Source organism: Streptomyces paromomycinus, from assembly GCF_003865155.1.
Taxonomy (GTDB): domain Bacteria; phylum Actinomycetota; class Actinomycetes; order Streptomycetales; family Streptomycetaceae; genus Streptomyces; species Streptomyces chrestomyceticus.
Genome location: NZ_BHZD01000001.1, coordinates 2,752,288 through 2,766,803, shown reverse-complemented (window position 1 = coordinate 2,766,803; position 14,516 = coordinate 2,752,288). Strand labels below are relative to the sequence as shown.

Below are 14,516 nucleotides of genomic sequence, written 5' to 3'. Positions count from 1 at the left end.
ACCCCGGACCGTCCCGGCCGCCTCCCCGCCCCATGCTCGCCGACTTCTTCGCCGATTTCGATGACCTTGCGTGGCAGGCAGCCTCCCTCTGCCCCGGTTGGACCGTGCGCGACGTGACCGAACTCATGACCGAACTCATGACGCTGTCCTCACGCACCACACTCCTCGGCACGAACAAAGCGCGATCCGGGCGTGCGACCAACGGGACCGGATGGAAGCCGACCTGGCACGGGAACGGGCCGCAAGATTCCGGCCGGCCAAGTTCATCGCCCAGTGCGCGAGACGGCAGGCTCGGCCCACCGCGCGCCTTCGTCCAGCCCGTAGGACGCCCAGCGACCACCTGCCGATCGCGGCACGGCTCGGTCTCGGAGGCCTGTCGAGAAGGTAGTCGCGCGTCTCCCGAAGCGGACGGGAACTCGGCAGGTAGCGCCGGGGGTTGCGCCGTCGGGAGCAGGCGATACAGGGCCGTTGGTGTCCCGCCCGTTGGAAGGCCGGTTCCAGCTCTACGTCCGCCTCATGCCCGTCACCTTCAGACCGATCAAGCCGCCGGGCTCTTCGGGAGGCTCTGAGCAGCGGTGATTCGGGTTGACGCCACGATTTCGGTAGAGGCCCCCTCCACCGTCTCGGCGACACGGCTGGCCAGGTCCTCCCACGGACGCGGAGCGACGACCGGGATGTCGGCCGCCCGCGCCTGTGCGGCGAGCCACCGGCCGTACAGCACGCTGACGCGTGCGCGATGGCGCTGTGGTCCGGCCTCCGGCTCCCGGCGCAGGTAGTTGGCCGTCACCTGCCCCTCGTCGTCCTCGTGGAGGAAGACGGACCGGACCGGACCTTTGGGCGTCGCCGGTCTGGGCAGGACGTAGTCCCCTTCCAGGATCACCGGGGTGTCGGTGCCCACATGGTTGGCCACCACCGCCTCGATCGCCGGCGCCAGCGCCTCGGCGATCGCGATCTGCCGCTCGACCACCGACTCGGGCGCCTGGCGGGTGGCCTGCGGGTGAGTGCGCCAGAAGTGGACCTCCGGCAGATGCTCGGGCAGTGTCACCGCAAGGAGGGCCTCCACGATGTCGTCGACCTCCACGACGGGGACGTCGTACCGTCGTGCCAATGCCCGTCCGACACCGGTCTTCCCCATCCCCGACGCGCCCCCGACGACGAGCACCCGCCAGTCGGGAAGACTCCTCAACTCACCCGTGCATTCATCCGTACCGTCCACGCGGGCAGAGTACGGTAGCCGCGCGCGCTGCCCGGAAGGAGCAGAGCGCGGACGGCGTGATCGGCAGGGCGGCGGGCGTCACAGCTGGGGCGTACGGGGTGCCCGAGGCGTCGGGCGTCACGATGTCGTCCTTACGCGGCAAGCGAGCCCCCCATTCGGTGCGGTAGCCGGATGACTGCACTGTGTAGTCCGGCTCGATGGCAGGTGTCGGTATGGCGGCTTCCTGAACTTGGCTGGATGCAACCGGGCGCGGCGCGCCGGCACGGGTGAGCGCTCAGCCTGGCGCGAGCCTTGGGCTCCCAGATGACCGGCTCCGGGGCCCAGGCCCTCTTGCCGGGGCCGGGCAGGGCTCTCACACTGCGGATCACGGGCGTGGTGAGTGGGGGAGCGATGGCGGCACGACGACGGCGCCGGCGAATGAGGAAGCGCACGCGCAGGCAGTTGCAGGGCGCAGGGACTGCGGTGGCGGTCGTCGCCGCGGCGTGGACGGCCGGGAACTGGGCGGCAGTGTGGCCCGTCCTGGTGACGGTGCTCGCTGTCTCCGTTGTGGGCGGGGCCAGCTGGTTTCTCCTGCGCGCGCACCGGCGCGCGGTCGGCGAGGACCGGCAGTGGCGGGAGCAGGAGGAAGCCAAGGCGCGGGAGTTGTCGATGGCGGAGGTCGACGCGCTCTCCTGGCAGGACTTCGAGAGGTACATCGCCGGTCTGTGCCGACGGGACGGCTGCACGAAGGTCGTTGTCAGCGGCAAGAGCGGCGACCTGGGCGCCGATGTCATCGGCTGTCTCCCCGACGGCCGCAAACTCGTGGTCCAGTGCAAGAAGTACGCGCCGCACCGCAGCGTGTCCTCGCAGGACATGCAGAAGTTCGTCGGCACCGCCCGCCTTGAGCACGGCGCGGACGTCGCCCTGTTCGTCACCACCTGCCGCACCTTCACCAAGGACGCCCTCGGCCTGGCGGTGCGCCAGGACATCGTGGCCCTGCACCGCGACCTGTTGGGCTCCTGGGTCAAGGGCGCCCACCTGGAGACGCTGATCCCGCTGAACGGCAGCGGCGGCGGCACCAGGCGTCCGCCCGCACCGTGAGAGGCGGCAACCGTCAGCCGGGGCCGGTGGAAAGGTCCTGCTGGTCGGCGTGACGTACGCGCCGCCGCGGTTGGCTTCTTGGGCACCTGCCTTGACCTTGGAGGCTAAGTGACGCAGGTGAGTTGAGTTGATGCTGGTCCTGAATTCCTCCTGGTCCTTGGGGTCGGCGAACTGGGAGTAGGCGAGCGCGCTGCCGTCGGCCAGGCCGTAGAGAGTGTGACTGTAGGCGCGCTCGACGCCGGCCATCGCCTCGCGCTCGGTCCACGTGGCCATCAGAGGCAGGCCGATCGCGTCCTCGTAGAAGCGGCGGTTGGCTTCCTGGTCGTCGGTGATCCAAGCGTGGTGGTGGAGACGGAGGGGCAGGGGCCGGGCTGGCGCATGAGGTCTGGGCGGCGTCTGTGTCTGCGGTGCGTCGGGACATCTCCTGTGGGTGGGTGAGGTGTCAGCGCCAGCAACTGCCTGGCTGGCCGGACAGGTCCTAGACCCTGTTGTAGGGCTGGATGAGGACGCGCGTACGCTCCTGAGCGGTGGGCGGTGAGGCCTCCTCGGGTTTGACGTCGGCGTCGCCCGCCCCTCCCGTTCGTTCGCCCGTTGCTCACGCGTGACGCGCACCGGACTGCTGGATCCGTCCTCCCGGCGGCTGATCCCGGAAGCTCGATCGTGACTCGGTCCGGCTCCGGCTCCGGCTCAGGTTCCGGCTCCGGGTTCGGATCCGGCTCCGGGTCCGAACCCGAACCCGGACCCGGAGCCGGAACCTGAGCCGGTCAGCGAGGGCGCTGCTCCAGGTCGGCCGACGTGGCCCACCCATTTCGGGAAGTGGCCCACCCATTTCGGGAAGTGGCCCACCCCATTTGGGGAAGTGCGACAGGCCCGACCGGGTGCGTGCCCGTAACGGTGTGTCCACGCCCGATGCCGCATCCCCCGTATGCGGCATCTGGTTTTCACCTGTCGCAGCACCGCCGTGCGACGGCCAGTCCGCCGCCTCGCCGCCCCGCCTTGGCGGTAGTGACAAGGCGCTCTCGGCCTCAGGAGCCGGGCCGAACCCGGCTCCGCACGCCCTCGGGGGCCTTCTCCGCCCCGCCCCGCACTGCCGAAGTCGCGGCGGCCACCGCCCGTGATGCGGGCCTGGCGCTCCAGTGGGCGGCAGCCCCGGCGTCGACCGCATTTGTAAGCTTGCTTTCACGGGGCGCCTGAGATCCGGCTTCGCCGTGAGCGGGCCGGCGGTGACCTTCTCCACGGGGCCGTCCCGCAGGCCCGGGAGACGGATCGGTCGCAGGTGACTCCGGGACGTAGACTGACGTACCAGCCGTTCACCGAGCGTGGCGGTAGCGAACGCGCCGACCGACCGACCAGGATTGATCTTCTCCATGACGGAACGCCCACGCGACTACAAAGTAGTTACCTACGGTTGCCAGATGAACGTCCACGACTCCGAGCGGCTGTCGGGCCTGCTGGAGGACGCCGGATACGTTCCCGCGCCGCAGGGCGCCGACGGGGCCGACGTCGTCGTCTTCAACACCTGTGCGGTGCGGGAGAACGCCGACAACCGGCTCTACGGCAACCTCGGCCAGCTCGCGCCCAAGAAGGCCGCGCGGCCCGGGATGCAGATCGCCGTCGGCGGCTGCCTGGCCCAGAAGGACCGTGACACCATCGTCAAGAAGGCCCCCTGGGTCGACGTGGTCTTCGGGACGCACAACATCGGCAAGCTGCCGGTGCTCCTGGAGCGGGCCCGCGTCCAGGAGGAGGCCCAGGTCGAGATCGCCGAGTCGCTGGAGGCGTTCCCCTCCACGCTGCCCACCCGCCGCGAGAGCGCGTACGCGGCCTGGGTCTCGATCTCCGTGGGCTGCAACAACACCTGCACCTTCTGCATCGTCCCGGCCCTGCGCGGCAAGGAGAAGGACCGCCGCCCCGGCGACATCCTCGCCGAGATCGAGGCCCTGGTCGGCGAGGGGGTCTCCGAGATCACCCTGCTCGGCCAGAACGTCAACGCGTACGGCTCCGACATCGGCGACCGCGAGGCGTTCAGCAAGCTGCTGCGTGCCTGCGGGAAGATCGAGGGCCTGGAGCGGGTCCGGTTCACCTCGCCGCACCCCCGCGACTTCACCGATGACGTCATCGCCGCCATGGCCGAGACCCCGAACGTGATGCCGCAGCTGCACATGCCGCTGCAGTCCGGCTCGGACACGGTCCTCAAGGCGATGCGCCGCTCGTACCGCCAGGAGCGCTTCCTCGGCATCATCGAGAAGGTGCGCGCCGCGATGCCGGACGCCGCCATCTCCACGGACATCATCGTCGGCTTCCCGGGCGAGACCGAGGAGGACTTCGAGCAGACCCTGCACACGGTCCGCGAGTCCCGCTTCGCGCAGGCCTTCACCTTCCAGTACTCCAAGCGCCCGGGCACCCCGGCCGCCGAGATGGAGGGACAGATCCCCAAGGAGGTCGTGCAGGCGCGCTACGAGCGGCTGGTGGCCCTCCAGGAGGAGATCTCCTGGGAGGAGAACAAGAAGCAGGTCGGCCGCGTCCTGGAGGTCATGGTCGCCGAGGGCGAGGGGCGCAAGGACGACGCCACGCGCCGCCTGTCCGGCCGCGCGCCCGACAACCGCCTGGTGCACTTCACCCGCCCCGAGGAGCCGGTCCGCCCCGGCGACATGGTGACCGTCGAGATCACCTACGCCGCGCCGCACCACCTGCTCGCCGAGGGCCCGGCCCAGGCCGTCCGCCGTACGCGCGCGGGCGACGCCTGGGAGAAGCGCAACGCCGCTCCCGCCGCCCCGGCCGGTGTCATGCTCGGCCTGCCGACGATCGGCGCGCCGGCGCCCACCCCGGCCCCGGCCGCGGGCTGCGGGTGCGACTGACGGCCTGAGGGGGCATCGCCCTGTACGACCGGCGCCGGAAGCGCCGCGGACCCGCGCCCGGGACCGCGGGCCCGGCGCCGCGGCCTTGCTAGGGTTCCAGCCATGCTTGTCGCCGCCGCCGTCTGCCCGTGTCCGCCGGTGCTCGTCCCGGAGGTCGCCTCCGGAGCCGCACCCGAGCTGGACGGCCTGCGGGCCGCCGCCCTCGACGCGATCGGACTGCTCGCGGCGGCCCGGCCGGACCGGCTGGTCGTCGTCGGCCCCGCCGAGGAGGCCGGCCACGGGGCGTACGAGCAGGGCGCGGTGGGCTCGTTCCGCGGCTTCGGCGTGGACCTCGAAGTGCGCCTGGGCGCCGCCGTGACCGCCCCGGAACGACCGCTTCCGCCGTCGCTGTCGGTGGGCGCCTGGCTGCTGGCCCGTACGGACTGGGCCGACGCGCCGGTGGAAGGGCTGGGCGTCGGCGAACCGCTGGCCACCGACCGCTGCGTGCAGGCCGGGCGGGACATCGCGGCATCGGCCGAGCGGGTCGCCCTGCTGGTCATGGGTGACGGCAGCGCGTGCCGCACGGTGAAGGCGCCGGGCTACTACGACGAGCGCGCCGAGGACTTCGACGCCGCCGTGGGACGCGCTCTGGGGGCCGCCGACACCGAGGCGCTGGCCGGGCTGGACGCGGAGCTGGCGGAGGAGCTGAAGGCCTCGGGCCGGTCCTCCTGGCAGGTCCTGGCCGGCGCCGCACAGGACGCCGGCCTGCACGGTGAGCTGCTGTGCGAGGAGGCGCCGTACGGGGTGGGGTACTTCGTGGCGGCGTGGTCCTGAGGCGCAGCGAGCGGTCTGAGGCGGATGGGGGCGATGGGGGCGTCCTGAGGCGCGTAGGAGCGTCCTGAGGTGTACGGGAGCGGCGGGCGCCGGGTTCCGAGTCGTACACGGAAGCAGCGTCCGCCACAGTCCCCCCGGAACCTCGCGCGTGGTCCCTCCGGAACCTCGCGCGTGGTCCCTCCGGAACCTCGCGCGTGGTCCCTCCGGAACCTCGCGCGTGGTCCCTCCGGAACCTCGCGCGTGGTCCCTCCGGAACCACGCGCACGGCCCCTCCAAAACCACGCGCGACGGCCGCGGAGCGGGTCGCTCCGCGGCCGTGGTGCCGTCGTCCGGGCCGTCCGCCGCCGGCCCGGCGGGAAGGATCAGGAAGCCGGTCCCTGCGGGCCGGAGCCGCCGGCGCCCTGGTCCCCGGAGCGGCGGGACTCCTCGGACAGCCGGCCGAGGGCTTCCTTCGCCTTGCCCGCACCGGTCCCGATCTGGCTGCTGTACTTGCCCTGGGTCCTCTCGTCGACCGCCCGCGCGGCCTTGTCGAGCCCCTGCTCGATCTTGTCCCCGTGCTGTTGCGCGAGGTCACCGGCCTTGCTCTTCAGAGGACCGAGCTTGGCCTTGAGGTTGTCCAGCAGACCCATGGCACCTTCCTTCGTGCTGCTTCGTGCGGCGTGCGTCCTACTTGCGGGCGCCTTCCCCGGCTTCGCTGTCCGCGGCCTCCCCGGCCGACTGCTGCTTGGGGATCTCGACCCCCTCGGCGGCGGCCGCCTCGCCGGGCTCCTCGGCGGACGGCTGCCCGTCCGCCGCTGCCGCCTCGCCCCGCTCCGCCGCCGGAGCGGCCTCCGCGGACTGCCCCGCGGCGGTCTCCCCGCCCTCCGCGTCCGCCGACTCCGCCGTCAGCGTGGCGGCGGCGGCTTCCTCCGTCGATGCCTCTGCTGCCTTGCGACGAAACCGTGAAAACACGCCCATAACTACTCCATACCTTACTCGTGTGGGCGAAATCCCGGGGCGCCCGGAGCGTCCCATTGCGCCGCCCGCGGGCCCCGGTCCGTAAACCGGCGGCCGGAACCTCGCAACAGGCAACGAACACGGAGACGAGTCGTCACGTCGCTCGTTCGAGATGCGGCCCGCGGGTTTGCGAGACTGGGCCGGTGAACACCGCAGTTCCCGTACCCCGGGTCATCGCCGTCGTCGGTCCCACCGCGGCCGGAAAGTCCGATCTGGGCGTCGCGCTCGCCCGCCATCTCGGTGGCGAAGTCGTCAACGCCGACTCCATGCAGCTCTACCGGGGAATGGACATCGGCACCGCCAAGCTGACGGTGCCCGAGCGCCACGGCGTCCCGCACCACCTCCTGGACATCTGGGACGTGACCCGGGCCGCGAACGTCGCCGAGTACCAGCGGCTGGCCCGCGCCGAGATCGACCGCCTGCTCGCCGAGGGCCGCACCCCCGTCCTCGTCGGCGGCTCCGGACTGTACGTACGCGGCGCCATCGACGCCCTGGACTTCCCCGGCACGGACCCGGAGGTGCGGGCCCGGCTGGAGGCCGAGCTCGCCGAGCAGGGCAGCGGCGCCCTGCACACCCGGCTCGCCGCCGCCGACCCGGAGGCCGCCCGCGCCATCCTGGCGAGCAACGGGCGCCGCATCGTGCGCGCCCTGGAGGTCATCGAGATCACCGGCCGCCCCTTCACCGCGAACCTCCCCGGGCACGAGGCGGTCTACGACACCGTGCAGATCGGCGTCGACGTGGCCCGCCCCGAACTCGACGACCGCATCGCCCGCAGGGTGGACCGGATGTGGGAGGAAGGGCTGGTCGACGAGGTGCGACGGCTGGCGGACGAAGGGCTGCGCGAGGGCCGTACCGCCTCCCGCGCCCTCGGCTACCAGCAGGTCCTCGCCCAGCTCGCGGGGGAGTGCACGGAGGAGCAGGCGCGGGCCGAGACGGTCCGTGCCACCAAGCGCTTCGCGCGCCGCCAGGACTCCTGGTTCCGCCGGGACCCCCGGGTCCACTGGCTCAGCGGCGCCGCCGCGGACCGCGCGGAACTCCCGGGGCGGGCGCTGGCGTTGGTCGAACGACCGGTCACAGCCTGATCACGTCATGGCATCGGGACGCTCCGCCCGTCATCCGGGCCCCCGGGAGCGTGTCATCATCGACCTTCGATCGAGGCGTGCAGTCGGAGTGGGGAGGGCGCGTGGCGATGGAGGCCGGCCCTCGCAACAGACCGCAGCAACCGGACGGGCCGAGAGACGGACAGCGGGACGCGACCGAGTCGCTGACCCAGGACGGACCCGGGGCCGCCGGCCCGGACGGGCCTGCCCTGGACCATGCCGCCGCGGTCGGTCCCGACGGTCCGGACGCCCTGGGAGAACCGGTTCGCCCGGCGCCCCTGGACACCGGGGACGGCCCCGGGGAGGCGGCCGGGGGCGGTGAGTCCTTCCGGGAGCTGCGCCCGCCGCGCCGGCTGCGCATCTGGCAGCTCGCGCCGATCGTGGGCCTGGCCATCCTCGGCTCGCTGATGTTCGCCTTCCCGCTGGCCTTCGAGTTCGGCGGCGACGGCGGCGCGGTGATCTCCATGCTCGGTCTGCTGCTCTTCGGCTGCGCCGCGGGCTGGGGCATGATGGCCGCCCGCCGGGTCGGCCACACCTGGCCCGGCCTGCCCGCCCGCGGCTCCGGCCGCCGCCCGGACTGGCGCGTCGTCCTGGCGTACGCCGCGGTCGTGGCCGTCCTGGCCCTGCTCGCCGTGTGGCGCGTCGCCCGGCTGCACTGACCGCTGGACACGCCCGGGGCGGCCACTGCCCGGGCCGGGACGTGCGCCGGCCGGGGCGGAACCCGGTCTGTCACTGCCGCGCCGTACGATGCAGGCATGACCAACGCACAGGGGACCGCAGAGGCCACGGAGGCCGCAGTGAGCGCCGCCACGACCGCCGCGGGCGGCACCGGCCGGGGCATCGCCTTCCTCAAGGGGCACGGCACGGAGAACGACTTCGTGATCGTCCCCGACCCGGACGGCGTCCTGGAGCTGTCCGCCGACGCCGTCGCCCGGATCTGCGACCGCCGGGCCGGCATCGGCGGCGACGGCCTGCTGCGCGTGGTGCGCTCCGCCGCCGACCCCGCGGCCCGCGCCATGGCCGGCGAGGCCGAGTGGTTCATGGACTACCGCAACGGCGACGGCTCCGTCGCCGAGATGTGCGGCAACGGCGTCCGCGTCTTCGTCCGCTACCTCCAGCACGCCGGCCTGGCCGGCGAGGGCGAGCTGGCCATCGCCACCCGCGCCGGGGTCCGTACGGCCCGCCTGACCGCGACCGGCGAGGTCACGGTCTCCATGGGCCGCGCCGAGCTGCTCCCGGACGGCGTGACGGTCACCGTGGGCGACCGCAGCTGGCCCGCCCGCAACGTGAACATGGGCAACCCGCACGCCGTCGCCTTCGTCGAGGACCTCGACCACGCCGGTGACCTGCGCGAGGTCCCGCCGTTCAGCCCAGCCGCCGTCTACCCGGACGGCGTGAACATCGAGTTCGTCGCCGACCGCGGCCCGCGCCACGTGGCGATGCGGGTCCACGAGCGCGGCGCCAGCGAGACCCGCTCCTGCGGCACGGGCGCCTGTGCCGTCGCCGTCGCCACCGCCCGCCGGGACGGCACCGACCCCGCGGCCACCGGCAGCCCCGTCACGTACACGGTCGACGTACTGGGCGGCAGCCTGACGATCACCGAGCTGCCGGACGGCACGGTCGAGATGACCGGCCCCGCGGTCATCGTCGGCCAGGGCACGCTGGACCCCGCCTGGCTGGTCACGGCCCTGGGCTGAGACATGGCGCCCGGGTCGTCACCCCGTCCGGGGGCGCGGTCCGGGCGCATACCTCGAATGGGTGATCCGGTTCACGCTGGGCGAGAGCGGGACAGCGCTGCGTGATGGGCTCGGTAGCATCAAGCACCGGCCCGGGCGACTGACTGCGGGCGCCCAACCGCCGGTCGACGCCGCCGGAGGTGCCCATGAGCGCAGAGGCCACGAACCCTGGTAACCCCGTCGCGCCTGCCCAGGCCGGTCCGGCCGCCGCCCAGGCGGGCCCGTCCGACCTGGGGGAAGCCGCCCACCGCAGACGTGGCCGACCCCGTCTGGAACTGCGCGGGCTGCGGCGCATCGGCCGCGCCGCGCTGCTCGGGCCGGCCCCCCGTGACGGTCTGCCGGACGCCCTGGAACACGTCGCGAAGGTGCACCGGGCCCACCACCCGGACGCCGACCTGGACACCCTGAGCCGGGCCTACGCGCTCGCGGAGTCCTCGCACCGCGGGCAGATGCGCAAGAGCGGCGAGCCGTACATCACCCACCCGCTCGCGGTGACCCTGATCCTGGCCGAACTGGGCGCCGAGACCACGACCTTGACCGCCTCCCTCCTCCACGACACCGTCGAGGACACGGAAGTGACGCTCGATCAGGTCAGCCGGGAGTTCGGCAAGGAGGTCTGTTACCTGGTCGACGGCGTGACCAAGCTGGAGAAGGTCGACTACGGCGCCGCCGCCGAACCCGAGACCTTCCGCAAGATGCTGGTCGCCACCGGCAACGACGTCCGCGTGATGTCCATCAAGCTGGCCGACCGGCTGCACAACATGCGCACCCTCGGGGTGATGCGCCCCGAGAAGCAGGCCAGGATCGCCAAGGTGACGCGGGACGTGCTGATCCCGCTCGCCGAACGGCTGGGCGTGCAGGCGCTCAAGAGCGAGCTGGAGGACCTGGTCTTCGCGATCCTCCACCCGGAGGAGTACGCCACCACCCGGGCGCTCGTCCTCGGCCACGCCGGCCGCCCGGGGCCGCTCGACGCCATCGCGGAGCGGGTGCGCACCGTACTGGACGAGGCCGACATCGGCGCCGAAGTCCTCATCCGGCCGCGGCACTTCGTCTCCGTGCACCGGGTGCGCCTGGCGCGCGGCACGGTCACCGGCGCCGACCTCGGCCGGCTGCTGGTGCTCGTCGCCGAGGACGCCGACTGCTACGCGGTCCTCGGCGAGCTGCACACCTGCTTCACCCCGGTGGTCTCGGAGTTCAAGGACTTCATCGCCGCGCCGAAGTTCAACCTCTACCAGTCGCTGCACACCGCCGTCTCGGACGAGGACGGCGCCATTGCCGAAACGCTCATCCGGACCCACCGGATGCACCGGGTGGCGGAAGCCGGGGTGATCGCGCTGGGCAACCCGTACGCCCCCGCGGACGGCGCCGACCCGTCCGAGGCGGTGGCGGGCGGCGCGGCGGGGGGACCGGCGGCCGAGGACGGCGAGCGCGTCGACCCCACCCAGCCCGGATGGCTGTGCCGCCTCCTGGAGTGGCAGCGCGCCACCCCCGACCCGGACACGTTCTGGACCTCGCTGCGTGACGACCTCGCGCAGGACCGGGAGATCACGGTCTTCTGCGCGGAGGGCGGCTTCGACGACGGGAGCGGCACGGTCGCGACGGACCGCACGGGTACGGGCGCGCCGGGCAGCGGTACCGTCGGCCTGCCCGCAGGGGCGAGCTGCGTGGACGCCGCGTACGCGCTGTACGGCGAGGGGGCGCACCACTGCATCGGCGCGCGCGTCAACGGCCGCCTGGCGACGCTCTCCACGGTCCTGTGCGACGGCGACAGCCTGCACCTGCTCATGGCCCCCGACTCCGCCGCCGGGCCCTCGCCGGACTGGCTCGACCACACCCGTACCCCGGCGGCCCGGCTCGCCATCTCTCGCTGGCTGGACGCTCATCCCGGCGCGGAGGCGGGGGCTGGGGAGGGACCGGTGGGGGCGGGCGCACCGAGCGGAACCGGGGAGACGCGGGGCGCCGGAGCCGCCGCCGCGTCCGGGCGCCACGGCGGTGAGACCGCCGGCTTGTCCACCGACCTGCCCGGCGCGACCGTACGGCTCGCGGGCTGCTGCACCCCCGTACCGCCGGACCACGTCACCGGCTTCGCCGTCCGGGGCGGCATCGTCACCGTGCACCGGGCGCTGTGTCCCGTGGTGGCCCGGATGGCCGCGTCCGGCCGGCAGCCGGTCGGCGCACGCTGGCGCGGCGCGGGCAACCGCGTACAGGGCTGCCGGGTCACCCTCCTCGCGGAGGCGTTCACCAGGCCGCATCTGCTCGCCGACCTCACGGAGGCCATCGCGTCCGAAGGCGCCGCCGTGGTCGCCGCCGCCGTCGAACCGCCCCGTGAGCAGCGCGTACGGCACACCTACACGCTCCACCTCCCGGACGCGGCCAAACTGCCGTCCCTGATGCGGGCGATGCGGCAGGTGCCGGGCGTCTTCGACGTGCTGCGGGCGGGGCGGGCGCAGTCGACGGTGGCGGCGCGTTCTTGAGGGGTGTCCCGGGGCAGGGTTTCCGGGGGCAGGTTTTCGGTGTCGGGGCACGGGGTGTCGGGGCGCGCGGTGTGAGGGTGCGCGCGGGAGCGTGGTGGCGCCGGAGCGGAGATCGGGCCGGTGCTCCACGTGACGCGGTCCCGGTGCGGTTCTCGTACGGCCCGGCACCCACACGCGTCCCTCCTGCCTCGACGGACGCACGGAACCCCCCCCGTTCGGGTGCCGTACTGTCGCGTCGGCCACGGGCGGGCGCACCGCGCTGATAGCGGTTTGTCATGCCGCTTTCCTCGCCCCACCCCGCCACCGGCCCCGGCCCCGGCTCCGTCCCCGGCTCCGTCCCCGGCCGGGGCCCCGAAGGCGCCACGCCCGGCCCGCGCCGCCGCTCCGGAGCCGCCGCCCGCCGCCGGAGCGCCCTCGGGCTGCTCGCCGCCGCCGCACTGGTTGCCGCCGGTCTGCCGGACGCCACGCCGCTCGGCGTCGGCGACCGGCTCTATCCGCACCTCGGCAACCCGGGGTACGACGTCCGCGCGTACGACATCGCCCTGACGTACTCCGGCCGCAACGACCGGCCGCTGGACGCCGTCACGAAGATCACCGCGCGGGCCACCGCCCGCCTGAAGCGCATCAACCTCGACTTCGCCCACGGCACCGTCCGGTCCGTCGAGGTCGACGGCCGGCCCGCGGCCCACGTCAGCCGCGGTGAGGACCTGATCGTCACGCCGCACCGCACCGTGCGCGCCGGCACCCCGGTGCGGATCGTCGTCCGGCACACCAGCGACCCGCGTCCCCCCAAGGGCGGCAAGGACAAGGAGGCCGGCTGGCTGCGCACGAAGGACGGGCTGGTGATGGCCAACCAGGTCGACGCCGCGCACCGCGTCTTCCCGGGCAACGACCATCCCTCGGACAAGGCCCTCTACACCTTCCGCGTCACCGCGCCCCAGGGACTGACGGTCGTCGCCAACGGAACGCGCGTGGCACGCCACCCGGGCGCCCCGCCGAGGCCGGGGAAGAGCGTGGTCCGTACGGGACCGGACGTGCGGCAGGAGCGGGCGGCCCCCGCCATGACCACCTGGGTCTACCGCACCGCCCACCCCATGGCCACCGAAGTGGCGCAGGTGTCCATCGGGCGCTCCGCCGTCGTCCGGCGCACCGGACCACGCGGCCTGCCGCTCCGCGACGTCGTACCGGCCGCCGACCGCAAGCGTCTGGAACCGTGGCTGGCCAAGACACCCGGCCAGCTCGCCTGGATGGAGGGCAAGGTCGGCCACTACCCCTTCGAGACCTACGGCATGCTCCTAGCCCAGGCCGAGACCGGCTTCGAGCTGGAGACCCAGACGCTGTCCCTCTTCGAGGAGCGGCTGTTCACCGGACAGCAGTACCCCCGCTGGTACATCGAAGCGATCATGGTCCACGAGCTGGCGCACCAGTGGTTCGGCGACAGCGTCACCCCGCGCACCTGGTCGGACGCCTGGCTCAACGAGTCGCACGCCACCTGGTACGAGGAGCTGTACGCGCACGAGCACTCCAAGATGTCCATGGACGAGCGGACCCGGCGCGCCTACAGCGTCTCGGACCGGATGCGTGCCGAAGGCGGCCCGCCCGGGGCACCGAAGGCCCCCACGCCCGGCAACAAGACCGGGATCTTCCGCCCGGTCATGTACGACGGCAGCGCCCTCGTGCTGTACGCGCTGCGCGCCAAGATCGGACATGCCGCCTTCGACCGGCTGGAGCGCGCCTGGGTGACCCGGCACCGCGACGGCGTCGCGGGCACCGCCGACTTCGTCGCGCTGGCCTCCCGCATCTCGGGCCAGGACCTCGGCGGCTTCTTCCGCAGCTGGCTGTACGACGCGAAGACGCCGCCGATGCCGGGCCACCCGGACTGGAAGAGCCACCACCGGACCCCGCAGCCACCGGCACGGAAGCCGGGGGCGAAGCCTGCGGGGCAGGGGGCCGGGAAGCCCGCGGGGAAGCCGGTGAACGGGCAGGGCGCGAAGCCTGCCGGGCAAGCGGCCGGGAAGCCCGCAGGAAAGCCGGCCGGTAAGCCTGCGGGCAGGCAGGGCAGCGCGAAGCCGCGTGGGTGAACCCGCCGCCCGGCCCGGGAAGGCCCGGCCCGCCCCCTCGCCCCCTCGAACCCCTCGCCCCTCCCGCATCCCGCACCCGGAAAACCCGTGTGACGGCGACCGGCGGCCGTGCGACCATCGTCTGGCCGATGACGGGGCCGGCACCGGGAATCTCCCGGGCGGGCC

At 73.4% G+C, this 14,516-nt stretch carries 12 protein-coding genes; 9 read left to right on the top strand and 3 right to left on the bottom strand.

Going from position 1 to position 14,516, the window contains the following annotated elements; genetic code table 11:
• The first annotated feature begins 32 nt into the window (after positions 1 to 32).
• Positions 33 to 569: a maleylpyruvate isomerase N-terminal domain-containing protein gene (locus OEIGOIKO_RS43915; RefSeq protein ID WP_125053894.1), complete on the top strand. Its 537-nt coding sequence runs from the start codon at positions 33 to 35 to the stop codon at positions 567 to 569.
• Here the strand turns inward: OEIGOIKO_RS43915 and OEIGOIKO_RS11025 are convergent.
• Positions 539 to 1,216 (bottom strand): hypothetical protein, encoded by a 678-nt coding sequence (locus tag OEIGOIKO_RS11025; RefSeq protein ID WP_246177305.1) that lies wholly within the window; start codon positions 1,214 to 1,216, stop codon positions 539 to 541. The two genes, OEIGOIKO_RS43915 and OEIGOIKO_RS11025, sit on opposite strands and share 31 nt — an antisense overlap.
• Before the next feature lie 417 nt (positions 1,217 to 1,633).
• Here OEIGOIKO_RS11025 and OEIGOIKO_RS11020 point away from each other — a divergent pair, with 417 nt between their 5' ends.
• From OEIGOIKO_RS11020 to OEIGOIKO_RS11000, 3 genes are all read left to right on the top strand, one after another.
• Positions 1,634 to 2,296, top strand: a complete 663-nt coding sequence (locus tag OEIGOIKO_RS11020; RefSeq protein WP_246177304.1) for a restriction endonuclease — start codon at positions 1,634 to 1,636, stop codon at positions 2,294 to 2,296.
• A gap of 1,367 nt (positions 2,297 to 3,663) precedes the next feature.
• The gene (gene miaB, locus OEIGOIKO_RS11005; RefSeq protein WP_125058630.1) at positions 3,664 to 5,151 is read left to right on the top strand and encodes a tRNA (N6-isopentenyl adenosine(37)-C2)-methylthiotransferase MiaB; all 1,488 of its coding nucleotides are present in this window, start codon (positions 3,664 to 3,666) and stop codon (positions 5,149 to 5,151) included.
• A gap of 102 nt (positions 5,152 to 5,253) precedes the next feature.
• Complete coding sequence (locus tag OEIGOIKO_RS11000) at positions 5,254 to 5,964, top strand: class III extradiol dioxygenase subunit B-like domain-containing protein (protein WP_125053892.1); 711 nt, start codon at positions 5,254 to 5,256, stop codon at positions 5,962 to 5,964.
• Between the two features lie 362 nt (positions 5,965 to 6,326).
• On the opposite strand, the gene OEIGOIKO_RS10995 is transcribed toward OEIGOIKO_RS11000, so the two are convergent.
• The gene (locus OEIGOIKO_RS10995; protein WP_125044631.1) at positions 6,327 to 6,593 is read right to left on the bottom strand and encodes an antitoxin; all 267 of its coding nucleotides are present in this window, start codon (positions 6,591 to 6,593) and stop codon (positions 6,327 to 6,329) included.
• A 37-nt stretch (positions 6,594 to 6,630) separates the two neighbouring features.
• Positions 6,631 to 6,921 (bottom strand): gliding motility protein, encoded by a 291-nt coding sequence (locus tag OEIGOIKO_RS10990; protein WP_125053891.1) that lies wholly within the window; start codon positions 6,919 to 6,921, stop codon positions 6,631 to 6,633.
• 182 nt (positions 6,922 to 7,103) lie between these two features.
• Between OEIGOIKO_RS10990 and miaA the strand changes: the two genes are divergently transcribed.
• The 5 genes from miaA (at position 7,104) to OEIGOIKO_RS10960 (ending at position 14,351) form a co-directional block, all read left to right on the top strand.
• Positions 7,104 to 8,042 (top strand): tRNA (adenosine(37)-N6)-dimethylallyltransferase MiaA, encoded by a 939-nt coding sequence (miaA, locus tag OEIGOIKO_RS10985; protein ID WP_125053890.1) that lies wholly within the window; start codon positions 7,104 to 7,106, stop codon positions 8,040 to 8,042.
• 107 nt (positions 8,043 to 8,149) lie between these two features.
• Positions 8,150 to 8,719 carry a hypothetical protein gene (locus OEIGOIKO_RS10980; RefSeq protein WP_031008147.1) on the top strand — a complete coding sequence of 190 codons (570 nt, stop codon included), beginning with the start codon at positions 8,150 to 8,152 and terminating at the stop codon, positions 8,717 to 8,719.
• Between the two features lie 96 nt (positions 8,720 to 8,815).
• Positions 8,816 to 9,757, top strand: coding sequence for a diaminopimelate epimerase (gene dapF, locus OEIGOIKO_RS10975; RefSeq protein WP_125053889.1), 942 nt, complete (start codon positions 8,816 to 8,818; stop codon positions 9,755 to 9,757).
• Positions 9,758 to 9,942: 185 nt separating this feature from the next.
• The gene (locus OEIGOIKO_RS10970; RefSeq protein ID WP_125053888.1) at positions 9,943 to 12,270 is read left to right on the top strand and encodes a RelA/SpoT family protein; all 2,328 of its coding nucleotides are present in this window, start codon (positions 9,943 to 9,945) and stop codon (positions 12,268 to 12,270) included.
• 275 nt (positions 12,271 to 12,545) lie between these two features.
• On the top strand, positions 12,546 to 14,351 hold the full coding sequence (locus OEIGOIKO_RS10960; protein ID WP_174857150.1) for a M1 family metallopeptidase: 1,806 nt from the start codon (positions 12,546 to 12,548) through the stop codon (positions 14,349 to 14,351).
• Positions 14,352 to 14,516: the final 165 nt, after the last annotated feature.

What these genes read in the sequence shown, in the direction of transcription:
- OEIGOIKO_RS43915 (WP_125053894.1), top strand. Translation starts at nt 33, where the DNA reads ATGCTCGCCGACTTCTTCGCCGATTTCGATGACCTTGCGTGGCAGGCA.
- OEIGOIKO_RS11020 (WP_246177304.1), top strand. Translation starts at nt 1,634, where the DNA reads ATGAGGAAGCGCACGCGCAGGCAGTTGCAGGGCGCAGGGACTGCGGTG.
- miaB (WP_125058630.1), top strand. Translation starts at nt 3,664, where the DNA reads ATGACGGAACGCCCACGCGACTACAAAGTAGTTACCTACGGTTGCCAG.
- OEIGOIKO_RS11000 (WP_125053892.1), top strand. Translation starts at nt 5,254, where the DNA reads ATGCTTGTCGCCGCCGCCGTCTGCCCGTGTCCGCCGGTGCTCGTCCCG.
- OEIGOIKO_RS10995 (WP_125044631.1), bottom strand. Translation starts at nt 6,593, where the DNA reads ATGGGTCTGCTGGACAACCTCAAGGCCAAGCTCGGTCCTCTGAAGAGC.
- OEIGOIKO_RS10990 (WP_125053891.1), bottom strand. Translation starts at nt 6,921, where the DNA reads ATGGGCGTGTTTTCACGGTTTCGTCGCAAGGCAGCAGAGGCATCGACG.
- OEIGOIKO_RS10980 (WP_031008147.1), top strand. Translation starts at nt 8,150, where the DNA reads ATGGAGGCCGGCCCTCGCAACAGACCGCAGCAACCGGACGGGCCGAGA.
- dapF (WP_125053889.1), top strand. Translation starts at nt 8,816, where the DNA reads ATGACCAACGCACAGGGGACCGCAGAGGCCACGGAGGCCGCAGTGAGC.
- OEIGOIKO_RS10970 (WP_125053888.1), top strand. Translation starts at nt 9,943, where the DNA reads ATGAGCGCAGAGGCCACGAACCCTGGTAACCCCGTCGCGCCTGCCCAG.
- OEIGOIKO_RS10960 (WP_174857150.1), top strand. Translation starts at nt 12,546, where the DNA reads ATGCCGCTTTCCTCGCCCCACCCCGCCACCGGCCCCGGCCCCGGCTCC.